At 46.0% G+C, this 26,115-nt stretch carries 20 protein-coding genes; 11 read left to right on the top strand and 9 right to left on the bottom strand.

Features of this window, described 5'->3' with window-relative positions; genetic code table 11:
• Positions 1-2: 2 nt before the first annotated feature.
• From nuoJ to HH682_RS06265, 6 genes are all read left to right on the top strand, one after another.
• Positions 3-557: an NADH-quinone oxidoreductase subunit J gene (gene nuoJ / locus HH682_RS06290; protein ID WP_214236745.1), complete on the top strand. Its 555-nt coding sequence runs from the start codon at positions 3-5 to the stop codon at positions 555-557.
• Positions 554-856, top strand: a complete 303-nt coding sequence (gene nuoK, locus HH682_RS06285; protein ID WP_048912308.1) for an NADH-quinone oxidoreductase subunit NuoK — start codon at positions 554-556, stop codon at positions 854-856. The genes nuoJ and nuoK overlap by 4 nt, the downstream gene beginning before the upstream one ends.
• Entirely contained in the window at positions 853-2,688 is a 1,836-nt protein-coding gene (gene nuoL, locus HH682_RS06280) for an NADH-quinone oxidoreductase subunit L (protein ID WP_214236744.1), read from the top strand. Before nuoK ends, nuoL begins: the two co-directional genes overlap by 4 nt.
• A gap of 99 nt (positions 2,689-2,787) precedes the next feature.
• The gene (gene nuoM / locus HH682_RS06275; RefSeq protein ID WP_214236743.1) at positions 2,788-4,308 is read left to right on the top strand and encodes an NADH-quinone oxidoreductase subunit M; all 1,521 of its coding nucleotides are present in this window, start codon (positions 2,788-2,790) and stop codon (positions 4,306-4,308) included.
• 6 nt (positions 4,309-4,314) lie between these two features.
• Entirely contained in the window at positions 4,315-5,772 is a 1,458-nt protein-coding gene (gene nuoN / locus HH682_RS06270) for an NADH-quinone oxidoreductase subunit NuoN (RefSeq protein WP_214236742.1), read from the top strand.
• A gap of 165 nt (positions 5,773-5,937) precedes the next feature.
• Complete coding sequence (locus HH682_RS06265; protein WP_214236741.1) at positions 5,938-6,306, top strand: hypothetical protein; 369 nt, start codon at positions 5,938-5,940, stop codon at positions 6,304-6,306.
• Between the two features lie 89 nt (positions 6,307-6,395).
• Here HH682_RS06265 and HH682_RS06260 read toward each other — a convergent pair whose 3' ends face one another.
• Both HH682_RS06260 and HH682_RS06255 read right to left on the bottom strand, forming a co-directional pair.
• A complete protein-coding gene (locus HH682_RS06260; protein WP_214236740.1) occupies positions 6,396-6,701 on the bottom strand; it encodes a hypothetical protein in 306 nt (101 codons plus the stop codon).
• Positions 6,702-6,879: 178 nt separating this feature from the next.
• Positions 6,880-8,538, bottom strand: a complete 1,659-nt coding sequence (locus tag HH682_RS06255) for a glucan biosynthesis protein D (RefSeq protein ID WP_214236739.1) — start codon at positions 8,536-8,538, stop codon at positions 6,880-6,882.
• Between the two features lie 293 nt (positions 8,539-8,831).
• Here HH682_RS06255 and HH682_RS06250 point away from each other — a divergent pair, with 293 nt between their 5' ends.
• The gene (locus HH682_RS06250) at positions 8,832-9,098 is read left to right on the top strand and encodes a DUF883 domain-containing protein (protein ID WP_214236738.1); all 267 of its coding nucleotides are present in this window, start codon (positions 8,832-8,834) and stop codon (positions 9,096-9,098) included.
• A gap of 31 nt (positions 9,099-9,129) precedes the next feature.
• The gene (locus HH682_RS06245; protein ID WP_214236737.1) at positions 9,130-10,302 is read left to right on the top strand and encodes a CinA family nicotinamide mononucleotide deamidase-related protein; all 1,173 of its coding nucleotides are present in this window, start codon (positions 9,130-9,132) and stop codon (positions 10,300-10,302) included.
• 19 nt (positions 10,303-10,321) lie between these two features.
• Here the strand turns inward: HH682_RS06245 and yfaE are convergent, their stop codons facing one another.
• The 4 genes from yfaE to ubiG all read right to left on the bottom strand — a co-directional run bounded on the left by yfaE (position 10,322) and on the right by ubiG (position 15,162).
• Positions 10,322-10,588: a class I ribonucleotide reductase maintenance protein YfaE gene (gene yfaE, locus HH682_RS06240; RefSeq protein ID WP_214236736.1), complete on the bottom strand. Its 267-nt coding sequence runs from the start codon at positions 10,586-10,588 to the stop codon at positions 10,322-10,324.
• Between the two features lie 2 nt (positions 10,589-10,590).
• Positions 10,591-11,721: a class Ia ribonucleoside-diphosphate reductase subunit beta gene (gene nrdB / locus HH682_RS06235; protein WP_214236802.1), complete on the bottom strand. Its 1,131-nt coding sequence runs from the start codon at positions 11,719-11,721 to the stop codon at positions 10,591-10,593.
• A 79-nt stretch (positions 11,722-11,800) separates the two neighbouring features.
• The gene (gene nrdA / locus HH682_RS06230; RefSeq protein WP_214236735.1) at positions 11,801-14,086 is read right to left on the bottom strand and encodes a class 1a ribonucleoside-diphosphate reductase subunit alpha; all 2,286 of its coding nucleotides are present in this window, start codon (positions 14,084-14,086) and stop codon (positions 11,801-11,803) included.
• A 344-nt stretch (positions 14,087-14,430) separates the two neighbouring features.
• Positions 14,431-15,162, bottom strand: coding sequence for a bifunctional 2-polyprenyl-6-hydroxyphenol methylase/3-demethylubiquinol 3-O-methyltransferase UbiG (gene ubiG, locus HH682_RS06225; protein WP_214236734.1), 732 nt, complete (start codon positions 15,160-15,162; stop codon positions 14,431-14,433).
• A gap of 170 nt (positions 15,163-15,332) precedes the next feature.
• On the opposite strand from ubiG, the gene gyrA reads away from it, so the two are divergent.
• The gene (gene gyrA, locus HH682_RS06220; protein ID WP_214236733.1) at positions 15,333-17,966 is read left to right on the top strand and encodes a DNA topoisomerase (ATP-hydrolyzing) subunit A; all 2,634 of its coding nucleotides are present in this window, start codon (positions 15,333-15,335) and stop codon (positions 17,964-17,966) included.
• An 89-nt stretch (positions 17,967-18,055) separates the two neighbouring features.
• Positions 18,056-20,905 (top strand): two-component system sensor histidine kinase RcsC, encoded by a 2,850-nt coding sequence (gene rcsC / locus HH682_RS06215; protein WP_214236732.1) that lies wholly within the window; start codon positions 18,056-18,058, stop codon positions 20,903-20,905.
• Between the two features lie 31 nt (positions 20,906-20,936).
• Here rcsC and rcsB read toward each other — a convergent pair whose 3' ends face one another.
• Positions 20,937-21,584: a response regulator transcription factor RcsB gene (gene rcsB, locus HH682_RS06210; RefSeq protein WP_214236731.1), complete on the bottom strand. Its 648-nt coding sequence runs from the start codon at positions 21,582-21,584 to the stop codon at positions 20,937-20,939.
• Positions 21,577-24,237 (bottom strand): phosphotransferase RcsD, encoded by a 2,661-nt coding sequence (gene rcsD / locus HH682_RS06205; RefSeq protein ID WP_214236730.1) that lies wholly within the window; start codon positions 24,235-24,237, stop codon positions 21,577-21,579. The genes rcsB and rcsD overlap by 8 nt, the downstream gene beginning before the upstream one ends.
• A 523-nt stretch (positions 24,238-24,760) precedes the next feature.
• On the opposite strand from rcsD, the gene ompC reads away from it, so the two are divergent.
• Positions 24,761-25,876 carry a porin OmpC gene (gene ompC, locus HH682_RS06200; RefSeq protein WP_214236729.1) on the top strand — a complete coding sequence of 372 codons (1,116 nt, stop codon included), beginning with the start codon at positions 24,761-24,763 and terminating at the stop codon, positions 25,874-25,876.
• Positions 25,877-25,939: 63 nt separating this feature from the next.
• Here the strand turns inward: ompC and HH682_RS06195 are convergent, their stop codons facing one another.
• The gene (locus HH682_RS06195; RefSeq protein ID WP_214236728.1) at positions 25,940-26,104 is read right to left on the bottom strand and encodes a hypothetical protein; all 165 of its coding nucleotides are present in this window, start codon (positions 26,102-26,104) and stop codon (positions 25,940-25,942) included.
• Positions 26,105-26,115: the final 11 nt, after the last annotated feature.

Below are 26,115 nucleotides of genomic sequence, written 5' to 3'. Positions count from 1 at the left end.
GCATGGAATTTGCGTTTTATCTTTGCGGCATTATTGCCATTCTTGCAACGCTACGCGTCATTACACACAGTAATCCGATTCATGCGTTGCTTTATCTGATTGTGTCGTTATTAGCTATTGCTGGCGTGTTCTTCTCTCTTGGGGCTTACTTCGCCGGAGCATTAGAAATTATTGTTTATGCTGGCGCGATTATGGTGCTCTTTGTCTTCGTTGTGATGATGCTAAACCTAGGAAAAAGCACTGTTCAGCAGGAACGTGAATGGCTTAAACCTTCTTTATGGATTGGACCGGGTGCTATCGCACTGCTGCTGTTAGTGGTCATCGTCAGATCGATTCTTACCGTTAATGATCAAGGTATCGATGGAACGGTGATTGCGGCAAAAGAAGTGGGTATCAGCTTATTCGGTCCTTATGTTTTGGCGGTTGAATTAGCGTCGATGTTATTACTGGCCGGTGTCGTGGTGGCCTATCACTTGGGACGCGAAGAGCGTCGTGGTGAAGTATTGGCTAACCGCGAAGATGATCGGGCGGATAATGAGAAGGAGAACCGTTCATGATCCCGTTACAACATGGCTTAATTCTCGCGGCGATTTTGTTCGTCATGGGGTTTACCTCAATTATTCTACGTCGCAATTTGCTGTTTATGCTGATTGGACTTGAGATCATGATCAATGCGGCAGCCTTAGCATTGGTGGTGGCGGGAAGCTATTGGGGACAAGCGGATGGGCAAGTGATGTATATCTTGGCCATCAGTTTAGCTGCGGCGGAAGCAAGTATTGGCCTAGCCTTATTACTCCAACTCCATCGCCGCCGTCAAACACTCAACATTGACTCAGTGAGCGAGATGCGCGGATGAACTTACTCTATTTAACCGTCCTTTTTCCCTTAATTGGCTTCGTATTATTGGCCTTCTCACGTGGCCGTTGGAGTGAAAATCTCTCTGCGACAGTGGGAATCGGTTCGATTGGACTGGCTGCGTTAACGACGCTTTATGTTGGGATGGACTTCTTCGCTCACGGGCGCGCCGTATTTGAACAAACGCTGTGGACTTGGATGAGCGTACCACCGTTCAACATTCCCGTGCGCTTCACCCTAGATGGTCTTTCCATGACTATGCTATCGGTGGTCACTGGGGTGGGCTTTTTCATCCATATGTTCGCTTCCTGGTACATGCGCGGAGAAGAGGGGTACTCCCGTTTCTTCGCTTACACCAACTTGTTTATTGCGAGTATGGTCGTACTGGTTCTCGCCGATAACTTGATGCTGATGTACCTAGGCTGGGAAGGGGTAGGGCTATGCTCCTATCTGTTAATTGGTTTCTACTATACCAATCCTGACAACGGTAAAGCGGCGATGAAAGCCTTTATCATTACCCGTGTCGGTGATGTGTTCTTAGCTTTCGCCTTGTTTATCATTTATAACGAGCTAGGAACGTTAAACTTCCGTGAAGTGGTCGAACTCGCGCCGCACCATTTCGCTGCGGATAACCATATGTTGCAGTGGGCGACCCTGATGTTATTAGGGGGGGCAGTCGGTAAATCAGCGCAACTTCCATTGCAAACTTGGTTAGCCGATGCAATGGCCGGCCCTACGCCTGTTTCCGCACTGATCCATGCGGCAACCATGGTGACCGCAGGGGTTTATCTGATCGCTCGTACCCATGGTTTGTTCCTGCTGACCCCTGAAGTGCTTCATTTGGTGGGGATCGTTGGTGCTGTGACCTTAGTGTTGGCGGGTTTTGCGGCACTGGTACAAACTGATATTAAACGGGTATTGGCTTACTCGACCATGAGCCAAATCGGTTATATGTTTTTGGCACTGGGTGTTCAAGCGTGGGATGCCGCCATTTTCCACCTAATGACGCACGCATTCTTTAAAGCATTGCTATTCCTCTCCTCAGGTTCGGTCATTTTGGCTTGTCACCATGAGCAGAATATTTTCAAAATGGGCGGATTACGTAAATCCATTCCATTGGTCTATATCTGCTTCTTAGTGGGCGGCTCGGCGCTGTCAGCGTTACCGATCATCACCGCTGGTTTCTACAGTAAAGACGAAATTCTGTTTGGTGCCATGGCGAATGGTCATCAAGGATTAATGATTGCGGGCTTAGTTGGGGCGTTCTTAACCTCAATCTATACCTTCCGGATGATTTTTATCGTTTTCCATGGCGAAGAGAAGATCAAGGCACACGCTGGAAAAGGCATTACTCATCATCTACCGCTGCTGGTTCTGCTGGTGTTATCGACCTTCGTCGGAGCCATGATTACGCCGCCGTTGGCCGGGGTACTGCCAGAGAATCACTTCTCCTCTGAAGGGAAAGAGATGCTGGAAATGGTGTCAGGCAGCGTAGCCATTATCGGTATTCTGATTGCGGCAGCATTGTGGTTAGGAAAACGTCGCTTAGTGAATGCCGTGGCCGCGAGTGGACCAGGACGCTTCCTGTCAACGTGGTGGTTTGCGGCATGGGGATTCGATTGGCTCTACGACCTGCTATTTGTGAAGACGTTTAAAGCGATAGGCTGGTTATTGAAATCCGATCCGCTTAATGCGTTGATGAATCTCTTTGCCGTTTTCTCCCGTTTATTCAATCGTGGATTAGTGGTTGGTGAAAATGGTTATGTGCGTTGGTACTTGGCGTCAATGGGTATCGGTGCAGTAGTTGTGCTAGCGTTACTGCTGGTGATCTAGGGTGCGTAGGTAAAGGCGAACGACTTATCGCCTTTACCTCCAAGCGTAAATTTTTTGAGCAATGAGACTCAAAATCACTAAAAAAGGGAACTCTACGCCGTGTTACTACCTTGGCTAATTATCCTCCCCTTCGTTGGCGGCTTACTCTGCTGGCTGGCTGAACGCTTAGGCGTTAAAGTACCGCGCTGGATTGCGCTTGTCACAATGGGGCTAACGCTAGCACTTGCTTTGCAACTTTGGTCGCAAGGTGGGTTTTCGTTCACTCAGACTGCTGGCGTCGATCACTGGCAGTCCTCCTTTACCGCGGATTGGATCCCGCGTTTCGGGATTACTTTCCATCTCGCCATTGATGGTTTATCGCTATTAATGGTGGTACTCACTGCACTGCTCGGTTTGATGGCAGTACTGTGTTCATGGCAAGAAATCCAAAAACGCCAAGGCTTTTTCTACCTAAATCTGATGTGGATTTTAGGTGGCGTAATGGGGGTCTTCCTCTCCCTGGATATGTTCCTATTCTTCTTCTTCTGGGAACTGATGCTGGTGCCAATGTACTTCCTGATTGCCTTATGGGGACATAAAGCGTCTGACGGGAAGACGCGGATCTCGGCCGCCACCAAGTTCTTTATTTATACCCAGGCATCGGGTCTGGTGATGCTGATAGCGATCCTCGGTTTAGTGTTCACGCATTACTCGGCGACAGGTGTCTGGACCTTTGCTTATGAGCAACTGTTAAACACTCCGATGTCGCACAATGTTCAGTATTTACTCATGCTGGGCTTCTTTATCGCGTTTGCGGTGAAAATGCCGATTGTTCCGCTGCATGGATGGTTACCGGATGCACACAGCCAAGCACCGACTGCCGGTTCAGTCGATTTAGCCGGTATTTTGTTAAAAACCGCAGCTTATGGTTTGTTGCGTTTCAGTCTACCCCTCTTCCCGCAAGCCTCGGCAGAGTTTGCGCCGATTGCCATGGGACTGGGATTAATCGGCATCTTTTATGGTGCATGGATGGCTTTCACCCAAACCGATATCAAGCGGCTGATTGCCTATAGCTCGATTTCTCATATGGGCTTTGTGGTTATCGCCATTTTTACCGGCAGCCAACTTGCTTACCAAGGCGCCGTCATTCAGATGATTGCGCACGGTCTGTCTTCGGCAGCACTGTTCATTCTCTGTGGCCAACTTTATGAGCGTCTACACACCCGTGATATGCGTCAAATGGGCGGGTTATGGGCGCGTATTAAATGGATCCCCGCGATGTCACTGTTCTTCGCCGTGGCGAATCTCGGTATGCCAGGAACGGGTAACTTTGCCGGTGAATTTATGATCTTGACCGGGAGTTTCCAAGTGGTGCCAGTGATTATCGTGATTGCGACCTTTGGCTTGGTTTTTGCCTCGGTTTACTCGTTAATTATGATGCAGCGCGCCTACTACGGTGCGCCTAAGTCCGAGACACCGCTGGCGGCAATGAATGCACGCGAATTCTCCATGATTCTGATCCTAGTGGTATTGGTCGTGTTACTGGGGATTTTCCCGCAACCGATTCTTGATACTTCTTCGTCAACCATGGGTGCCATTCAGCACTGGTTTAACGCTTCACTTACAATGACAAGGCAGTAATCCGCCATGACAATAACTTCTCAACAATTGATCTCACTGCTGCCGATGTTAATCGTTGGATTAACTGTGGTAGTAGTGATGCTATCCATTGCTTGGCGTCGAAATCATTTTCTAAACGCTACGCTGACGGTGATTGGTCTTAACCTTGCGCTTTTTTCCATCTGGATCCCTGCGCATCAATCTGTCACGACGGTGACGGATTTATTGAGAGCCGATCATTACGCCTTTTTCTATAGCGGCTTAGTGATCTTAGCGAGTCTTGCCACCTGTACTTTTGCTTACCGTTGGTTGGAGCACTATACGGACCACAAGGATGAATTTTATCTTTTAGTTCTGATTGCGGGCCTTGGTGGAATAGTCTTGGCTTATGCGGACCACTTTGCTTCACTGTTTATTGGTGTAGAGCTGCTGTCGCTCCCGCTATTTGGCTTAGTCGGTTATGCTTTCCAACAAAAACGTTCGTTGGAAGCGGCGCTTAAGTACATGATCCTGTCTGCGGCAGCCTCTTCATTTATGTTGTTCGGTATTGCGCTTATCTATGCTGCAAGCGGCGGTCTTGGGTTCCCAGCATTAGCGAAAGCATTGACTGACGGTATGGTTGAACAACCGTTATTGATTACTGGTTTTGGACTATTGATCACCGGTCTTGGATTTAAATTATCCTTAGTTCCTTTCCACTTATGGACTCCCGATGTTTACCAAGGCGCTCCGGCACCGGTTGCAGCCTTCCTCGCGACGGCGAGTAAAATTGGGATTTTTGCCGTACTCATTCGTCTATTTTTAACCATTCCGGTGGCAGATAATGAGTCGATTCGTGTAGTGCTAATCGTTATCGCCTTAGCGTCAATGCTGGTTGGTAACTTGATGGCGATATCACAAAGCAATATCAAGCGGTTAATGGGCTACTCGTCGATTGCGCATCTGGGGTATTTACTGATCGCCTTGATTGCTACGCCCTCTCACCAACTCTCTTTGGAAGCAACAGGGATTTATCTAATTGGCTACCTGTTCAGTAGCTTGATTGCCTTTGGTGTGATTAGCTTAATGTCTTCACCTGCGAATGGTAGCGATACTGACTCACTCTACTCTTATCGTGGGTTATTCTGGCAGCGTCCAGTGCTGGCCAGTGTGATGGCGGTCTCGATGCTGTCTTTAGCAGGGATCCCCTCGACTTTCGGCTTTATCGGTAAATTTTATCTGTTAGCGAATGGTGTGCAGGCTCAGCTCTGGTGGTTAACGGCTGCGGTCGTGGTGGGGAGTGCCATTGGCCTCTATTACTACTTACGGGTCACGGTCAGCCTGTTCTTAAAAGGCCCTGAGCAGCGTAGTCGTGATACCAACAATAATTGGGCCTACACCGCGGGTGGTATTGTGGTTCTGCTCTCGGCTTTAGTCATTATTTTGGCAGGCTTCTATCCGCAACCGATCATAGCATTAGTACAGTTAGCACAGCCCTTGCTGTAAGGACTGGCAAAGTCTGTTTTGCACCGAAAGGCGATATAGCTCAGTAGGTGCACGTTTTCTCCCCTATACTATCAGCAATGATCTGCGTTAACTTATTCTTCTCCTGTGACTCAGCGTTGTCTCCCGACAATGACTGACCCACTCTTTATTTATCAAGGATGAAATATGAAAGTGATAAAATTGTTTTTTCCACTAGGGATTGTCGCGGTCACCAGTTGTGTAACGCCTCCTCCGATTAACGAGAAAAAATTGTTAACGTGGACGAATGATGAGCTATGTCGTGGCTTGGGTACTTACAAGGACGATGGCCCCTCAATACTGAAAATTTATTCAGAATTGAACCATCGAGGATCTCGCATCGATAATGAGCGATGTTATGCGCTAGAGAACGCTGTCCGCAGCGAAGCTTCCGAGTTTTCCATTACTCCTACGGTAAGGCCTCCACAACAAGAGCACGTTTTTAATAAAGAGAAGGGCAGGTATATCCTGCAGCAGAGTGGGCCACGGGCGGGACTGGATATTCGTACTCCTTAACAGCGTTTAGGGCCTCTGCTTTTGCTGGAAATAGAAGATATGAAAAAAACAACAGTCCATTGTGCCGGACTGTTGTTTATATCTAGAGGTTAAATGGATTTGTTTTTGAGATGATGCAAAGATTGGCCCACTAGTTGTTTGCATTGTTCGACTTTTGCGTCAGTCGGATTTTGTGCTAATTGCGGATTCTTTTTCAGTACATGGTTAAAGGCTAAACGTACTTCATTGCCAACATTCATGGTGTTGGCATCACTTTCAGCGATAGGGTGTGTATTCAGTTTGATATGGGTACAAACTCCGGCAATTTGCTCACCTTCCGATTGGCCAGCAGCCATATTTGCCATCGCGGTACCACTCACTAACATTCCAATAATTAATAAACTAGCCTTGCGCATAGCGATTTCCTTTTTTATGTTAAGAATTAAGCGAGAATAAAATAATGATAGGTGATGATTTCGAAGCTTGCACAATTTTACTATAACAAATTCTTGTGGATAGCGAAGGTCTAACAGCAGGGGCCGTGAGGTCAGTGGTATTCCCCGAATCGCCGATTAAGCGACTCGGGGAAGAGGATTAATTTCCAGCAGTCATCTTACGGTCATCAACGTATTTACGCTGATCGGCCGCCGGTGGGAAATATTGATATAACCAGGTTTCAGAGAGCGTTTGATCCTTAGTGCGCAGGAACATACGCATATTCACCGGCGTTGTGCTATCGCTGTTGGGATACCAATCAAACAGAATACGATAGGTATTAGTCGGCTCCACATAAAGGATCTCAACCTGTTTGAACGTCCCTGATGAGACGGTAATCACCGGTTCAATCCCTTTTGGTGCAGCCTCTTTCAACTCGGCGCCTGTAAAGTCGATAGCAAAGCGGCGGCACCAAGTATCTGGGAAATGTTCGCCAGGTGCCCAGCCTTCTGGGAATCCACCCATACCGGTACGCGTAGAGACAACCCGTGATAACTTGCTCTCTACCGGTGGCAAGGCACTCCAATACAAGTTATACGCAAAATTCACTTCGCTACCCGCGTTAATCGCCGCTGCAGGTTGCCAGAAACAGACAACGTTATCGAGTGTTTCGCCCGTTGTCGGGATCTCCATCAGATTAATGGCACCTTTACCCCAATTTCCGACAGGTTCAACCCATAGGCTTGGACGTTTATCGTACCAGCCGATGACATCTTGATAATCATTAAAGTCATGATTGAGTTGCAACAAACCAAAGCCTTTCGGGTTTTCATCGGTAAAGTCATTGAAAGATAACTGACGGGGGTTATTAAGCGGACGGCATATCCATTCACCTTTCCCCGTCCACATCGCTAGGCGGTCAGAATCGTGGATTTGCGGATGATAGGTATTACACATTCTACGCTCGTTGGTGCCGCAGCTGAACATACTGGTCATGGGGGCGATACCCAGTTGTTCGATATTTTTACGCGCGTAAAGACTGTTTTCGATATTCATCACCGTACGTTTGTCTTCACAGGAAATAGTGAATTTATACGCACCGGTCAGGCTTGCGCCATCCAGTAAGGCGTAGACCACGAAAGTGGTGGCATCGGCTTTCGGTGTTTCGAACCAAAACGCGGTGAAATCAGGAAATTCTTCATGCTGGGTGAGGGTGTTAACGGCAACGCCTCGCGCCGATAATCCATACTGGAACGTATCATCTACGGCACGAAAGTAGCTGGCACCTAAGAAAGCGACGATATCGCGACGTGCCAGTTCTGGGGCCTTAAAGGCACGGAAACCGGCAAAGCCAAGGTCAGTTTTTCCTTGTAGCTGTTTTACGTCTACATTGGCATCATGATAATTGAACAGTTCAGGTCGGAAATGGATCTCTCGCGCATCTTGGCTAGCGGTATCGATAGAGAACATTCTTATCGGACGTTTAAAACCCATTCCGACATGGAAAAATTGAACATCTAACTTGCGATGCGGCACGTTAGCCCACAAGGAGTGCTTTGCATCGTATTGGATAGTGTTATAAGCCTGCGGAGTAAGGTTGGCTAAGGTTGCAGGCAGTGCGCCTGGCATGCCGGACCAAGGTGTGCTGGCCATCTGTTTGGCATGGGATTTTAATTTATCGAAACTGAATTTTTTTGCAGTGCCATCGGCAATCCCGTCCGCTGCCCACACTTGATTTGATAACAATCCTGAGATCCCAGAAAGGCCACCTAGGGTGGATAACGCGACTGAGGCTTTAACAAACTTTCTACGATTCATGCCGAAAACATTCCCTTAGAACTATGGAAGAATGGAGGAAGCTCTCCTCCGCGATGGATAACTTTCAGATACTATAGCGTGCCTAAAATTCGTTTTACTACTGCTTTTAAGAGTAATCTTGTCCGAAGATATTCTTGCACAAAATTAAGGGATAAGCAGCGTATGCTAAGATTAATAAAGCGTAGCACTAATAAGTTACAAGCGTGCATTATGCCCAACGTTATCAATCTACTTTGACTGTACTAGGAGAGCGTATGTCTAAGTAAAATCAGCAGGAGCAACTACAGCAGCAATTGTCTGCACTGGCAGAGAGTGTTGAAGCGTTACTGGCGGCGGAAGTCGATCTGACGGACACCTATTATCTTGGATTGAAAGCCAAGGCCGAGCAAGCTCTCGACCAAGCCCGTGAGTCGCTGGAGGCCAGTAAAGAGAGCATTTTGGCGAGAAGCAGCCGTAAGGTCCGCAGAGTGAATCAATTTGTGACCGAATGCCCGTGGCGGACGCTCGCATTGGGATGGGCAGCTGGGATGATTTGCGGTATTGTTTCTGCTAAACGTTAGTTAATGCGAGGTCGTATTAGTGAAGGTCGAAATGTTATCTACTGGCGATGAAGTGCTTCATGGTGAAATCGTCGACACCAATGCCGTTTGGTTAGCTTCCACCTTTTATGAAGCCGGTTATGCTTTGACCTTCCGCACGACTTCAGGCGATTCCCTGCCAACTTTAGTGGAAACACTGCAGCAACGTAGTCAAGTGGCGGATGTTCTGATTGTTAATGGTGGGTTAGGGCCTACGAGCGATGACTTTACTGCCCAAGCGGCGGCTCAGGCGGCAGGGGTCAGGCTAGTACGAAACGATGAGTGGCTGCTACAGCTCAACGCTTTTTTCACCCGGCGGGGAAGAGAAATGGCTGCCATCAATCTTAAACAAGCAGATATCCCTGACACAGCGGAAATGCTGCCAAATGGTAATGGCACAGCCTGTGGTTTTCGTCTTGAGCTTAATAATTGCCAGATTTTTTTTACCCCTGGCCCCCCCACTGAATTTCAGTTGATGATTACTGAACAGGTACTACCACGACTACAACATTATTTTCCCACTCCCGATAAACTGCTCTGTTTGCGCTTAACGACCTTTGGTCGTGGCGAAAGTTTTATTGCCGCGCAGCTTGCGGACATAAGCTTGCCCGTCGGCGTAACGTTGGGCTATCGTGCAGCAGCCCCTATCGTGGAAATAAAACTTAGCGGTTACCAGACTCAACACGCCGAAATGGAAGCCTGTTGGCAAGTTATCAAGGCGAGAGTGAATGATTTTCTACTATTTGAAGGGAAGGGGGGGGTTGCTGCGGGCATCGCCTCGTTACTCACCGAGCAGCACTACTCTTTACAATTGTGTGAAGGGATTACAGCAGGATTGCTTAACTGGACTTTGGCTAATGGCCAAGTATCCCTCTGCGATACGCTGATTAGTGGGAGCCATGAAAATGACGACTTCGAGACTTGGACGGCGCAATTACCGGTTAAGCCGTCGCCGCAAACACTTTTTTTAGCAGTAAGCCCGTTGATAGACAGTCAATACTTGGGTTTTGTTTTGGTCACGCCACATCAAACTTACTCCTTTAAAGTGGTCATTTCAGAAGCACTGTTGGCAACACAGCAACGACTCCAGGAGGTGGTTGTATTGCAGGCGATGTATTTATTGCATCGATGGTTGTCAGGACAGACCGTCACCATTATCTACCAAGGCTTGGAGCCTATAGTCTAGTCAGTCGGTGTACGGTACTCTACAGCTCAATCTCAATATCGCCATCGGGTAGGCAACAGCAGGGTAGGATCTCCCCCTGCTGAATGAAGGCTAAGGGTTGTTTCGCATAGCAAACCTGGCCCTTACATAATTTCACTCGGCATGAGCCACAGTAGCCTTCGCGACACTGATACTCGACCTCGAGCTGGTGGTGCTCTAAGGTTTGTAACAAGCTGGAGTGGTGAAGCTCCGGCTCCACCATCTTCCCAGAATGACTGAGTATTATGCGCGCGGGTTTATTCGCCATGATTACAGTTCGAAGTCGTTGAAACCGTTAGTATCGACAACGCTGTCGATCTGGCCAACAAGATAGGAACTGACTTCAACTTCTTGCGGAGCTACCTGCACATTATCGGAGACTAACCACGAGTTAATCCAAGGAATCGGGTTTGAACGAGTTTTAAACGGCAGTTCTAGGCCGACGGCGTGCATACGAATGTTGGTAATATACTCAATATATTGGCATAGAATATCTTTGTTCATACCAATCATTGAACCATCACGGAAGAGGTATTCGGCCCACTCTTTTTCCTGCTCAGCAGCTTTTTTAAACAGATCAAAACACTCTTGTTCACACTCCGCCGCGATCGCCTTCATTTCCGGATCATCTTCACCGCTACGCAATAAATTCAGCATATGCTGGGTGCCAGTCAGGTGTAAGGCTTCGTCACGCGCGATCAGACGGATAATTTTCGCATTCCCTTCCATCAATTCACGTTCGGCAAAAGCGAACGAACAGGCGAAACTGACGTAGAAACGAATCGCTTCTAGGGCATTGACGCTCATTAGACAGAGGTAAAGTTGTTTCTTCAGTTCGCGCAGCGAAACGGTGACCGTTTTCCCCGCGACGTGATGTTCCCCTTCACCAAACAGATGCCAATAGTTGGTCATCTCGATCAGGTCATCATAGTACTTAGAAATATCTTCAGCACGACGGAGGATTTGGTCATTGGTGACGATATCATCAAATACCAGTGCCGGATCGTTCACGATATTACGAATAATGTGGGTGTAAGAGCGTGAATGGATAGTTTCGGAGAATGCCCAAGTTTCAATCCAAGTTTCCAGTTCAGGGATGGAAATTAATGGTAACAGCGCAACGTTCGGGCTGCGTCCTTGAATCGAATCTAATAACGTCTGGTATTTTAAGTTACTTAAAAAGATATGACGTTCGTGTTCAGGAAGCTTTTGAAAATCGATCCGATCGCGTGATACATCGACTTCTTCAGGGCGCCAAAAGAAGGAGAGTTGCTTTTCAATCAGTTTTTCAAAAATTTCATATTTTTGTTGGTCATAACGAGCAACGTTGACCGGTTGGCCAAAGAACATCGGCTCTTTAAGCTGATCGTTTTTGTTCTGAGAAAAAGTGGTGTAAGCCATTGAGGTATCCCAATCATTAGCAATAAGAAAATTATTAAGGTAAGCAGGGGGTACCTGCTTACCTTGGCCATGGCAGTAATTAAATCTTACATGCTCCGCCTGCACAGCCATCGTCTTCCGCTTCTGGTAACAGATCTTCTTGGGAGTCTTCAGCACCGTCACGCGTGTTTTGATAGTAAAGCGTTTTAACGCCAAATTTGTACGCCGTCAGTAGATCTTTGAGTAGCTGCTGCATCGGGACTTTTCCGCCAGTGTAACGCGTCGGATCGTAGTTCGTGTTCGACGAGATCGCTTGGTCCACAAACTTCTGCATGATCCCCACTAACTGCAAATAGCCGTCATTGGAAGGCATTTCCCACAGTAGCTCATACTGTTCTTGCAAGCGTTCATACTCAGGAACGACTTGGCGTAAAATACCATCTTTAGAGGCTTTAATGCTGACATAGCCGCGCGGCGGTTCAATACCATTGGTGGCGTTAGAAATCTGTGATGAGGTTTCTGATGGCATTAAGGCCGAAAGCGTTGAGTTGCGTAAGCCATGGGTTTTGATCTCTTGGCGCAGGGTTTCCCAATCTAGATGCAGGGGCTCATTGCTGATCGCATCTAAGTCTTTCTTGTAGGTATCAATCGGTAAGATACCTGCAGCATAGGTAGTATCGTTGAACCATGGGCAAGCTCCCGCTTCCTTCGCCAATTGGTTCGACGCTTTCAATAAGTAATATTGAATCGCTTCAAAGGTTTGGTGCGTCAGATTATTAGCAGAGCCATCGGAATAGCGCTTGCCGTTTTTCGCTAAGTAGTAAGCAAAGTTGATTACCCCTATACCCAGTGTACGACGACCCATGGCACCGCGTTCTGCGGCAATTAGAGGATAATCTTGGTAATCAAGTAGGGCATCCAGCGCACGCACGGCGAGGTTCGCTAACTCTTCTAATTCGCCCAGATCGTTGATAGCACCCAAGTTGAATGCAGAGAGGGTACAGAGCGCAATCTCACCACTTTCATCATTGATATCATTTAACGGTTTGGTCGGCAGAGCGATTTCTAAACATAGGTTAGATTGGCGCACTGGCGCAACGGCTGGATCAAACGGGCTGTGGGTATTGCAGTGGTCAACGTTTTGAATATAGATACGTCCGGTTGACGCACGCTCTTGCATCATTAATGCAAAGAGGTCTACGGCTTTAATTTTCTGCTTACGGATGGAGTCATCCGCTTCATACTGGGTATAAAGACGCTCGAATTCAGTTTGATCGGCGAAGAAGGCATCGTATAATCCTGGGACATCCGATGGGCTAAACAGCGAGATATCACCGCCTTTCACCAGACGTTGATACATCAGTTTATTGATCTGTACGCCGTAATCTAAGTGACGGACACGGTTACCTTCGACACCACGGTTATTTTTCAGCACTAATAAGCTTTCAATTTCCAAGTGCCACATTGGGTAGAACAATGTCGCTGCACCCCCACGGACCCCACCTTGAGAGCAAGATTTTACCGCAGTTTGGAAATGTTTATAAAAAGGAATACAACCTGTATGGAAAGCTTCTCCCCCACGGATTTGACTGCCTAACGCACGAATTCGTCCAGCATTAATGCCGATACCTGCACGTTGCGAGACATATTTAACGATAGCACTCGAGGTCGCGTTGATAGAGTCTAAGCTATCGCCACATTCGATCAGCACGCAAGAGCTGAACTGGCGAGTAGGCGTACGCACCCCGGCCATGATTGGCGTTGGGAGTGAAATTTTAAACGTTGAGACCGCATCATAAAAACGACGGATATAGTCGAGGCGAGTTTCTTTAGGATAAGCAGAGAACAGGCAAGCTGCCACAAGAATATATAAAAACTGGGCACTCTCATAGATATCACCCGTGACGCGGTTTTGAACTAAATATTTCCCTTCAAGCTGCTTCACCGCGGCATAAGAGAAGTTCATATCGCGCCAGTGGTCGATATAGCTATCGAGTTCAGCAAACTCTTCTTCCGTGTAGTCAGTCAGCAGGTGGGCATCGTATTTACCCAGTTCAACCATTTTTTTGACATGGTCGATTAACATAGGCGGTTCAAACTGACCGTAGGCTTTTTTACGTAGGTGGAAAATCGCGAGGCGTGCAGCGAGGTATTGATAGTCCGGCGCATCACGGGAAATCAGATCCGCTGCCGCTTTGATTATGGTTTCATGAATATCAGAAGTCTTAATGCCATCATAAAATTGGATATGTGAGCGTAGTTCAACTTGTGAAACGGAGACATTATTTAATCCCTCAGCAGCCCAATCAAGTACTCGGTGTATCTTATCCAAATTGATACGCTCTTGCTGGCCATTGCGTTTAGTCACGAGCAGACTCTGATTCATGCGGCAGTTTCCTATTGTTACGGAAGTCTTAGGGGGCTACCTATTAACAGAGTTATGCACAGTCGTATTAGTGTGAATAAGACTGTGGATAAACACTACATGTAGTGTCTTGCTGCTAATGAGGTAACAATATGGTGTTTTATTGTAGTGAGAAATAACGACTATACAAGCATAAAATTATGCTAAGAATCTCTTGTTTTTTCCGAAAACCGCATGGGAAAAGGGGGGACGCCTTGTCAATAAAATCAGGCTTTTTTTTCATCGTCATGTCGTATGATGAGAATTCGGTCAAATTGATTATTCGTGCTGCAAATTCCCTTCCTCGTAAAGGAAGGGTGGGGGATTTAGACTGGGCGAGGATAGTGCGTATGGATCATATAGTTGACGTCGACATTCCCCCCTAAAGAAAAACGATTAGTGAAGGGGTTGTAATGTAAACCGGTCATATCGCGCTCTTTCAACGGTGTTTCGTCTACCCATCCTAATAGCTCCGAAGGACGAATACATTTTTTAATGTCATGTGTTCCCTTTGGTACCATTCGCAACACGTACTCCGCCCCAAAAATAGCCATTAGCCAGGCTTTAGGGTTACGGTTAATGGTCGAGAAAAATACCTCACCGCCAGGTTTTACCAGTCGAGCACAAGCGAGTACCACTGAGCGTGGGTCAGGAACGTGTTCGAGCATCTCCATACAGGTGACCACATCGTATTGACCGGCGTACATTTCAGCGTGGGCTTCAACCGTCTGTTGAACATAATTGATAGTCACTTGGCTTTCTAGAGCATGGAGTCTTGCCACGGCGAGCGGTTCGGCCCCCATATCAAGCCCCACCACCTCAGCGCCTTCTTTAGCCATGCTCTCGGCTAAAATTCCGCCACCGCACCCGACATCTAATATTTTCTTTCCGTATAACCCTTGGCACTGTTGGGTGATGTAGCCTAACCGCAGAGGATTGATACGATGAAGAGGCTTGAACTCCCCTTCAAGGTCCCACCAGCGACTTGCAACCGCTTCAAATTTTGCAATTTCTTGTTGGTCAACGTTTTGTTTTTCGACTTCAAATTGGTCACTCATCGACACTTACTCCTAAGATATGTCAGCTCAGTATAAACGCTTCAACGCACTTCATCATCTAAGGATTACGATAAGTCGAGTAAGTGGTGGAGAGAGGTGCACCTGACAGGCGAAATGTGATATGATTCCGTTCTTTATATTAGGTAATATTCTAGAGGGATAGCGGCTCCATGAGCGACCTTGCAAGAGAAATCACACCGGTTAATATCGAGGAAGAGTTAAAAACCTCTTACCTTGATTATGCCATGTCGGTCATTGTTGGCCGCGCGTTACCTGATGTCCGTGATGGATTGAAGCCTGTTCACCGTCGCGTATTATTCGCGATGAATGAATTAAGTAACGACTGGAATAAACCATACAAAAAGTCTGCCCGTGTCGTCGGTGACGTCATCGGTAAATATCACCCACACGGTGATTCAGCAGTTTACGATGCGATAGTCCGTATGGCTCAGCCTTTCTCACTGCGTTATATGCTGGTGGATGGACAAGGTAACTTCGGCTCAATCGATGGTGACTCTGCCGCCGCAATGCGTTATACCGAAGTTCGTATGGCGAAAATTACGCATGAACTCCTCGCCGATCTTGAAAAAGAGACCGTAGACTTCGTTCCTAACTACGACGGTAATGAACAAATACCTGACGTACTACCTACGCGCGTACCAAACCTGCTTGTTAACGGGTCTTCAGGTATTGCCGTGGGGATGGCAACAAATATCCCGCCACATAATATGACGGAAGTGATTAACGGTACTTTGGCTTATATTGACGATAATGATATTACGTTAGAAGCCTTAATGGATCATATTCCAGGACCTGACTTCCCGACCGCTGCGATCATTAACGGACGCCGTGGCATTGAAGAAGCTTACCGCACCGGCCGAGGTAAAATTTACATTCGGGCGCGGGGAGAGGTTCAAGCTGACGCGAAGACGGGCCGCGAAACCATTGTTATTCATGAGATCCCTTATCAAGTCAACAAGGCTCGTTTGATTGAGAAAATCGCCGAACTGGTTAAAGACAAGCGGATTGAAGGCATTAGCGCACTGCGTGATGAATCAGATAAAGACGGTATGCGTATCGTTATCGAGATCAAACGTGATGCGGTCGGAGAAGTGGTTTTAAATAATCTCTACTCCCTGACTCAATTACAGACCTCTTTCGGGATCAATATGGTTGCCCTGCATCAAGGCCAACCGAAGATTATGCCACTAAAGGATATTCTTGAAGCCTTTGTGCGCCACCGTCGTGAAGTCGTTACCCGTAGGACCATTTTTGAACTTCGCAAAGCCCGTGACCGCGCGCACATCTTAGAAGGTCTAGCGATAGCCCTAGCGAATATCGATCCGGTGATTGAATTGGTTCGTCGTGCGCCAACGCCTGCAGAAGCCAAAGCAGGGCTTATCGCGCAAGGCTGGGCGTTAGGGAATGTTTCGGCAATGCTAGAGAAAGCCGGTGACGATGCGGCGCGTCCTGAATGGCTGGAAGAGCAATATGGTATTCGTGGTGATACTTATTACCTTACCGAGCAACAAGCCCAAGCTATTTTAGACCTCCGTCTACAAAAACTGACTGGCCTTGAGCACGAAAAACTGCTGGATGAGTATAAAGGGCTATTGGAAGAAATAGCAGAGCTTCTGCACATTCTAGGCAGCGGTGAGCGCCTAATGGCTGTGATTCGTGAAGAGCTCGAAGCCGTACGCGAACAGTTTGGTGACGAACGTCGTACTGAGATCACTGCGAACAGTGCTGATATCAATATCGAAGATTTGATTAACCAAGAAGATGTTGTTGTAACCCTGTCGCATCAAGGTTATGTCAAATATCAACCGTTGTCGGACTATGAAGCTCAACGTCGTGGTGGCAAAGGCAAGTCGGCTGCACGAATCAAAGATGAAGACTTTATCGATAGACTGCTGGTGGCGAATACCCACGATACGATCCTCTGTTTCTCCTCACGGGGACGCCTCTATTGGATGAAGGTTTACCAGTTACCTGAAGCGAGCCGTGGTGCACGGGGTCGTCCGATCGTTAACTTGCTGCCGCTTGAGGCGAATGAGCGAATTACCGCTATTCTGCCAGTAAAAGAGTATGCAGAAGGGGTCAATGTCTTTATGGCAACGGCGAGTGGTACGGTGAAGAAAACTGCGCTGACTGACTTTAGCCGTCCACGGAGTGCAGGGATTATTGCCATTAATCTGCGTGATGATGACTCGCTTATTGGCGTCGCCTTAACCAAAGGCGAAGACGAAGCTATGTTGTTCTCGGCGGCAGGTAAAGTGGTACGATTCTCTGAGCAAGCGGTAAGAACCATGGGCCGTACCGCGGCGGGCGTGCGAGGTATTAAACTGGCGGCAGATGACCAAGTTGTGTCATTGATTATCCCAAATGTAGAAGGGGCAATCTTGACCGTGACGGAAAATGGTTTTGGTAAGCGTACCGCGACTCAAGAGTATCCTACCAAGTCTCGTGCTACTCAAGGTGTTATCTCAATCAAGGTCACCGATCGTAACGGTCCTGTGATTGGGGCAGTACAAGTGGTGGATAGCGACCAGATCATGATGATCACCGATGCGGGAACCTTAGTAAGAACTCGCGTATCGGAAGTCAGCATTGTGGGTCGTAACACGCAAGGCGTAATCCTTATCCGTACTGCGGATGATGAGAATGTCGTGGGTCTACAACGTGTGGCTGAGCCGGTTGCGGAAGAGGAACTGGATGCCATCGATGGATCAGTACCTGAAGGCGAAGATAGTTTACCCCCTGAAGTCGATAATGAGGACGATGAAGTTATCGATGATGAGTGATAAACTCACAACATAAATAAAAAAGGCATCGTAAGATGCCTTTTTTAATCCTGTAACGGCCTATTTTGAAAAAAAGAGAGCGCTTAAACGTGAAATATTTAGTCTCTTTTAGAACCGCATTACGTGTTTCACGCTATCTTTTTCGCGGCCTTGCAGTGGTCATTTGGCTCGTTGGTATATTGATCTCTTTATTTACCCTGACACAAGTTCTCCATCAAAAAGAGAATCGTCTTCGTGAGCAATTATTTAGCTCATTCTCTCAAACACAGTCCCATATATCGCATTTAGCTGAAGCCACACGTGGACTGAAGTATATCGCAGAGAACCAACTTAATCGGCCCACGTTAACCGGAGGCGAAGTAGCAAAATTACCCTTAGCCGATCCCGCGTTAGGGACAAATATCGCCGCTATTTTCTCACTCTCTGTCGGAGCTGACTGCCAACAGACGTTTTCACCTTGGCGAAATGCGCTCGCTACGCTCAGTCAATATTTACATATCGTTGATAGTCAGTACGCTTCAACCTATGAGTTGAGTACTATCTATCTGGTGGATCAGCAGAGCAGCTGTGCGGGGAACTTCGTATTTAATGAAAGCAGCCTAGGTCAAGCAGGTAGCCGAGCGATATTACGTGACCACCAACTGGTGTTTCAAAGTACTAACGATGAAGCCTTACGTAATCCCCTCTATTGGATTGCAAGTGGGTCGGCTCGAGCCAACGGCAGTGTCTTTATGAGTATGCCAATTTATTCCGGCACCCAGCGGATCGCTGAGATTGTCGTGGAACAAAACGTCAGACTCGATGATGGCTTAGTGGTTGGTAACCTACCCATGGAGTCTTTTGTCACCGATCGAAATAACCGATTGTTGCTGGCTAATAATGATTGGTCGCTGCAATCCATCGTATCGGCACTCCCGAGCAGTAAACAATGGTTTGGCTATGTGGATAATTACCGCTATTTAGTGCTAAAAAATAGCTTAACCCCTGGCCCGTTTAATATGGTGTACCTGGTCCCTACCTCGATTCTCTTCGACCAGATGCGATTGATGTTACTCAACACATTATTATTAAATCTCTTTACCGGATTATTTTTAATCTGTCTAACGATGATGTTTGAAAAACGAATGTTTGTGCCGGCATTCAATAATGCGTTACGTTTAGAAGAGCATGAGCAATTTAACCGCAAGATAGTCGCCTCGGCACCGGTGGGAATTTGTATTCTTCGCACCAGCGATGGCAGTAATATTCTTAGTAACGAGCTGGCACATAACTATCTCAGCGTGTTGACCCCCGAAGATCGCGTCAGAATTGGCGAGATCATCCGTGGCCAAGAAGTCAATTTTATGGATGTGTTAACCGCTTCCAAAATCAATTTACAGATGAGTTTTGTCCATAGCCGTTATCGTAATGAAGACGTCGCGATTTGTGTGCTGATTGATGTGAGCGCACGGGTAATGATGGAAAAATCGCTGCAAGAAATTGCCAACAGTGCTGAGCAAGCGAGTCAATCTAAATCGATGTTCTTGGCAACTGTTAGTCACGAATTACGAACGCCACTGTATGGCATCATTGGTAATTTAGACTTACTACAAACCCGTGAACTTCCTGAGAATATTCATAGTTTAGTACAGGGGATGAATAATTCATCGGGTCTGCTGTTGAAGATCATCAACGATATCCTCGATTTCTCGAAAATTGAATCTGAGCAGTTAAAAATTTCACCGGTAAGTTTTTCACCGAGTGAAGTGATCTCCCATGTCCAGATGAACTATCTTCCTTTGGTGATCCGTAAACGACTGACCTTATGGTGTATGGTCGAAGCTGATGTTCCGCAGACCATGATGGGTGATCCGATTCGTCTACAGCAGGTGATATCCAATATATTAAGTAATGCCATCAAATTTACCCATACAGGAGGCATACTTCTGCATCTTTGGTGTGAGGCTGGCTACTTACATATTAGAATTCGCGACACCGGAATTGGTATTCGTCAACGCGATCTCCAGCAACTGTTTGATCCGTTTTTTCAAGTTGAAGGTAAAGTGCAGCGAAACTTTCAAGGAACGGGCTTAGGCTTGGCGATTTGCGAAAAACTCATCAATATGATGGACGGTGATATCACTGTATTATCTGAGCCGGATATTGGCAGTGAATTTACGTTACGACTGCCGGTTTGGCAGGCGGACTATGAGACGAGTTATGACGAATTACGCGGCAGACCAGTGGTCGTATTAATCAATAATCGTTATTTTTCTGACTATATTGTTCGACGTTTACAGGCTTTAGATCTCGATGTTACCACCCAGCTTCCCACAGAGAGTCATTGTACAGAGCTGGTGATTACCGATAATCATGCGCTATTACACCATCGGCAGTTGGGTCAGGAGTGGATTCTATTCTCTGCATTGCATAACGATAAATCGATCCGCACTTCAGAAGGGTATTGGCTCACTTCGACTGCGAAAGCCTATCAGCTGCCAGAGCTATTGGCACAGATTTGGCAAACTGCACCGCAGAATACTAAAGGCGATAACCTTGGGATTATCCCCTCTCTTGATGAGCAGTCAGGGCATCTTATCCTGGTGGTCGATGACCACCCGATTAACCGCTTATTACTGAGCGAGCAATTAACCACTCTCGGTTATCGAACTAGAACTGCGAAAGACGGAATCGACGCCTTAGAAGTACTTAAAATTGGTGATATAGACCTAGTGTTAACCGATATCAATATGCCTAATCTTGATGGTTATGGCCTTGCGCGTCAATTACGCAGTGAAGGGAATAGTTTTCCGGTTATCGGTCTTACCGCGAATGCTTTAGCGAAAGAACAGCAGCAGTGCCTAGATGCGGGAATGGATGACTGCCTTTCGAAGCCGATTACGCTTGAAGAGCTACAGCAGGCTTTAGGAAAGTATTTATCCAATGCAAATAAAGAGTAAAGACATTCAGATGCCTTTACTCTTTGTTCGGTTACTCTTCGGTAGCCGAGTGACTGACTGAAGAGAGGTAGTTGAGTAGGGCGATATCATTATCGACGCCTAATTTCATCATCGCCGATTTCTTTTGGCTGCTGATCGTTTTAATACTACGGTTAAGTTTACGTGCAATTTCAGTGACTAAGAAACCTTCAGCGAATAGACGTAACACTTCACTCTCTTTCGGAGATAGGCGCTTATCACCGTAGCCGCCAGCGCTGATTTTTTCTAACAGACGCGCAACCGAGTCTGGGGTGTATTTCTTGCCTTTTTGTAAAGCAGCTAAGGCTTTAGGCAGATCTGTCGGCGCACCTTGCTTAAGTACGATCCCTTCAATATCCAGATCAAGCACAGATCCCAAAATGGCGGGATTATTGTTCATTGTTAGGACAATGATAGATAAATCAGGATAGTGGCGTTTGATATATTTGATGAGCGTAATCCCATCACCGTATTTATCTCCAGGCATGGAGAGATCGGTGATCAGTACATGTGCATCAAGTTTACCTAGATTGTTAATTAGCGTAGTGGAGTCTTCAAATTCGCCAACAACGTTTACCCACTCGATTTGCTCTAAAGATTTACGGATTCCGAAGAGTACAATTGGATGATCGTCTGCGATAATTACATTCATATTATTCATTTTTTTGGCTACCTTGCTGTAACAGTGAATCGACATAATCTTGTAATTCACCAATACTGTTCGTGATGTTCAATTTATGGTGTTGCTGAATCTGTATCTCAATCTCCTCACAGTATGTTTTTCCCTTTTGCAGATTAAGCATGGCAAAAACACCCTTGAGTCGATGTGCTGTGAGGGCAAGTGCAGAGTAATCCTCTTGCATAATTTCGCTCTGCAGCTTATCCATATCTTCTTTAACTGTTTGTTCAAAGATAGAGTAATACTCTGAACTTTCCCATAATGACGTCGATACCTCTTCCTCTCCCTGTGATAATACATCCTCTCCAATTTGTTGCTCTATTAATGCCATGATGGCATCGAGAATAGAACGGCTAATATTGACATTCGCCTGCCTATGATGGGGATTGCTTACCAGCAACTCACTCTTACTTGAGAGTAAGACTCCCCAATCGTCGAGTTGTTCAACATCATCGGTAATCATGAGGTCGCATTGTTGACCCGAGTACCGATCTTCTGGGAAATCATACTTGGCTCCCCAACGTAATAACTGTCGACAGATGATATGACGGACATCATCGGCGACGATACTGACTAGCACTCTGATATCTTCAAGGATTTTTTCATCATCCTCTTGTTCAACAACCTCTTGAGGCAGAGTGAGTTGCATTTGATAGCGCGTACCAATGTGACTCGTTGATTCGATGGTCAAAGTGCTATCAAAAAGTGCCAAGAGCTTTTTACAAAAAAACAGGTCGAGACTGGTTGAATAGTCGACTATCTCAGCACTGATTGGACTGATGAAGGGAAAATCGATATTTTCCTGTTCATATGAAGAGAGCCCCGGCCCAGTATCAACAATTTCCAGCAAAAGTCGATCAGCATATTCCGCACTTTGCGAAATCTTTAATTTTATTTTTCCCCATACGGTATTTTCAATTGAATAGCGAAGTATAGTTGTCAATATCTGAAAAATAAGGGGTGCATCACCCAGTCTTGTGGTTTGCGTTAACTCACTATTATCCACCAATAAAAGCACGCCTTTTTCGGTGACGATATGTTGGTTCTCAGTGATGACATCATCCAAAATCTGCTGTAAATCTACTTTGTGCTTGTCGACAGTAAACTTACCTGACTCCACTGCATTGAGGGTTTCAATATTTCGCGTTAGCCGACTTAGAAAGTGAATGCCTTGCAGTAGGTCATTGGGAAGTAAAGAGGGCGTTTTTGTCTCTAACTCAGTAATGGCCGTATCAACCCGGCGCATTGGATTGCTGAAAGTATTACTAAGCTGTTCGAAAAACTGACGCCGTAAGGTGTGATTTTTCTCTAGCACCGCTTGAGCATTCTGCAATTGTTGACTCACCAGCTGTTCACGATTCTGCTCGCGGAAGGTAAAAATGTGGTAGTGGCTAATAATCTGACTGGTATGGTGACGTACTTGATAAATTTCGTTATTGACGGTCACCTGCAAAAGCTCAAACGGATTCGACGACATATCCACCATTTTTTTGAAGTTCAGATGTTGAACGAGATGGTCAGACATTTCATTCGAAAGCAGAATCTTTCCTTGGTTAGCATCATAAATCAGAGAGCCCATAGGGAAGTTTTGGACTAACTCTTGTGTGAACTGCTGAAGTTTTTCCACCCAAGGATCAACTGTATCCGTTGGTTGCACTTTGCTTTCCCGTAAGAAGAACAATGAACAGGTCGTTAATGCGATAAGCGCTATCAAAATAAGATAGACCGGCAGCAGTTCATCGATCATGGCACTGAAAATGGTCATTACGGGTAAATGATAAGTTACCGAAAGTGGGGCACCTGAGACCGGACGCAATAAATCGATACTGAATGCCGAAAGATTAAGAAAATAACTGCCAGTAGCACTCTTTTTTGATACTGATTCGTCGTTATGAATTTGTAATGCTGAAAGGTTCAACGAATTATTGTTCAAGTCATTGAGGGGTAAGTCAACGGCGAGAATAGTAGCCAAGTGTCCTGGCTGATTGAAGGTCGTTCGTAACGTGATAAATGCCCCATCAGAAAGTTGTCGATTACGACGCAGTGCCGAAAAACTTTCTTTTTCATCCAAAGTATTCGCCTGCTGTAGCATTTCATTTCGACGTCCGGCAATGGATGAAGCAATGTTGCGTCCTTCATAGCGGTTCAGCGTGTTGGTTAAGTGACCATTAGTAATCACTGCTAGGCTATTATCTTCCCCATTAAGATAGTACAAGGTCCACGTTAGCTTGGCTGATGCCCAAAGTGTTTCAGTGTATTGTGAGATCTGAGAAGCGAGATTCAGGGTGGCAAGCTCATGCTCTCCGAAGATCAAGGTTTCAATTTTCGATGACGGAGTACTGATAGCGAAGATACCAGGCTGTAGGGTTGACTGATTCACTGGAGGGGGCTGCGCAGTAGATGTCGAGGTCCCTTGTGTCGCCGAGTCAAAGATTTGCCATGAGATATAGCGATATTTATCGATACGATCTTGTAGTGAATGTGTAAAGCTACTCAGCGCCGACCCATGCTGTTCAATGATTGCCGAACTGCTGCTGTAGATCAGACTGATAAACGAAATGATGAGAAGAGTAAGCAGTAACGTAAGCAGCTTACGCAAGTTATTAGGGGTCATTTCAGGTATTTTAAACAGCATACACGTCTCAATTTTGGGACATAAAGAGTAGTGAGCAATTATGACAGATCTTGGTGAGTGTGTAACGGGTGTCAGTGGTCTAAACCGAGGAGAGAGTAACAAAGTTGGACAAAAAAATACCGAGCAAAAGCTCGGTAGAAGATAGGTAAAAACTTATAAAATAAGTTAAAAAAAACAATAATGAATATAAATGATGATAGCCCAGTGATAGTAATACTTAGAGGCCTAACTGTTTGAACATTCAGTGCGGAAACGAAGAAACTAAGGTTTTTTGTTAAGTTAAACGTTAGGGATAATTGTCAGTTGTCGTCAGCAATTGTCATCAACAACACTTCTCAATAAAACTTATATCATTAAATTTACATTCAGACATAAATAAGAAACACATTGAAATATTTTCTGTGCTTTAGTAACTTCCGCATTGAGAATTTTTAGCTTTAATATTTCATTATAGTCATTGAAGCATTTTTTGCATATTTAGTTGACATTTTTTCAGGATTAACGGTTTTCGAGGAAAATACAGATGAAAATCCGCGCTCTTTCTTTGCTCGTTCCAGCACTTATTATGGCAGGTTCTGCAAGTGCCGCAGAAATCTACAATAAAAACGGTAATAAATTAGATTTATTCGGTAAGGTCGACGGCTTACATTATTTCTCTAAAGATGATGGTAATGATGGTGACCAATCTTATATGCGTTTTGGGTTCCAAGGAGAAACGCAAGTTACCGATCAATTGACTGGCTATGGTCAGTGGGAATACCAAGTTGCCCTGAATAATGCTGAATCACAGGGGACGGCAAACAACTATACACGTATTGGTTATGCAGGCTTACGCTTTGGTGATGCGGGCTCAATCGATTATGGTCGTAGCTATGGTGTGATGTACGATATCGCTGGCTGGACCGATGTGTTACCTGAGTTTGGCGGTGATACTTATGGGGCGGACAACTTTTTATTCCAACGGAGTAATGGTTTAGCGACTTACCGTAATAATAATTTCTTCGATTTAGTGGACGGCCTTAACTTCGCTGTTCAGTATCAAGGTAAAAATGGTAATGCGACAGAATCACCTAATGGTCGCGATGTCTTAGGACAAAACGGCGACGGCTGGGGCCTAAGTTCTACCTATGATTTAGGTAATGGACTGTCACTGGGGGGTGCACTTTTTGCCTCAGATCGGACTAACGATCAGAATGGCGGGAAGGGCTACAGCAAGATTCAAGGACGTGGCGATAAAGCGAACGCTTATTCTGGTGGCCTGAAATACGATGCCAACGGTGTTTACCTTGCGGCAATGTATACTCGTTCTTATAACGCGACTAAATTCGGTAACTCTAGCTCTGAAGCTTACGGTTATGCTAACAAAGCGGATAACTGGGAGTTAGTGGCTCAGTACCAATTCGACTTTGGCTTACGTCCTTCTTTAGCTTATGTCACTTCACGTGGGTCTGATTTAGGTCAATACGGCACTCAAAATTTGAAGAAATATGTAGATGTTGGTGCGACATACTACTTCAATAAAAATATGTCTACCTATGTTGATTATCAAATTAACTTGATGAAGAACAACGACTTCACACAAGCTGCAGGTATCACAACCGATGATACTGTGGCCTTGGGACTTGTTTATCAATTCTAATGGTAAGCAAATCTTGAAAAAAACAGGATGCCTCGGCATCCTGTTTTTTTAGACATAACGTCTTTAAGAGTGACTCCGTGACGTTGTTTCAGAGTCGGCTAAGGTAGCAGACTCTCGTAAACAGTAATGCCCTTCCATAAACATCCCGTTAGCACTGAATCCGCCAGCCACTAGCCACTGATCATAAAGCGCACGACATTGGGTGAATAAGCGCTGAAGTCTTTGCATAAGCCATCTCC

Source organism: Rosenbergiella gaditana (assembly GCF_018494065.1).
Taxonomy (GTDB): domain Bacteria; phylum Pseudomonadota; class Gammaproteobacteria; order Enterobacterales; family Enterobacteriaceae; genus Rosenbergiella; species Rosenbergiella gaditana.
This window is presented reverse-complemented; position numbering and strand designations above follow the sequence as displayed.

Coding starts and splice junctions, on each gene's coding strand:
- nuoJ (WP_214236745.1), top strand. CDS start 3: ATGGAATTTGCGTTTTATCTTTGCGGCATTATTGCCATTCTTGCAACG.
- nuoK (WP_048912308.1), top strand. CDS start 554: ATGATCCCGTTACAACATGGCTTAATTCTCGCGGCGATTTTGTTCGTC.
- nuoL (WP_214236744.1), top strand. CDS start 853: ATGAACTTACTCTATTTAACCGTCCTTTTTCCCTTAATTGGCTTCGTA.
- nuoN (WP_214236742.1), top strand. CDS start 4,315: ATGACAATAACTTCTCAACAATTGATCTCACTGCTGCCGATGTTAATC.
- HH682_RS06265 (WP_214236741.1), top strand. CDS start 5,938: ATGAAAGTGATAAAATTGTTTTTTCCACTAGGGATTGTCGCGGTCACC.
- HH682_RS06260 (WP_214236740.1), bottom strand. CDS start 6,701: ATGCGCAAGGCTAGTTTATTAATTATTGGAATGTTAGTGAGTGGTACC.
- HH682_RS06255 (WP_214236739.1), bottom strand. CDS start 8,538: ATGAATCGTAGAAAGTTTGTTAAAGCCTCAGTCGCGTTATCCACCCTA.
- HH682_RS06245 (WP_214236737.1), top strand. CDS start 9,130: ATGTTATCTACTGGCGATGAAGTGCTTCATGGTGAAATCGTCGACACC.
- yfaE (WP_214236736.1), bottom strand. CDS start 10,588: ATGGCGAATAAACCCGCGCGCATAATACTCAGTCATTCTGGGAAGATG.
- nrdB (WP_214236802.1), bottom strand. CDS start 11,721: ATGGCTTACACCACTTTTTCTCAGAACAAAAACGATCAGCTTAAAGAG.
- nrdA (WP_214236735.1), bottom strand. CDS start 14,086: ATGAATCAGAGTCTGCTCGTGACTAAACGCAATGGCCAGCAAGAGCGT.
- ubiG (WP_214236734.1), bottom strand. CDS start 15,162: ATGAGTGACCAATTTGAAGTCGAAAAACAAAACGTTGACCAACAAGAA.
- gyrA (WP_214236733.1), top strand. CDS start 15,333: ATGAGCGACCTTGCAAGAGAAATCACACCGGTTAATATCGAGGAAGAG.
- rcsB (WP_214236731.1), bottom strand. CDS start 21,584: ATGAATAATATGAATGTAATTATCGCAGACGATCATCCAATTGTACTC.
- rcsD (WP_214236730.1), bottom strand. CDS start 24,237: ATGCTGTTTAAAATACCTGAAATGACCCCTAATAACTTGCGTAAGCTG.
- ompC (WP_214236729.1), top strand. CDS start 24,761: ATGAAAATCCGCGCTCTTTCTTTGCTCGTTCCAGCACTTATTATGGCA.
- HH682_RS06195 (WP_214236728.1), bottom strand. CDS start 26,104: ATGCAAAGACTTCAGCGCTTATTCACCCAATGTCGTGCGCTTTATGAT.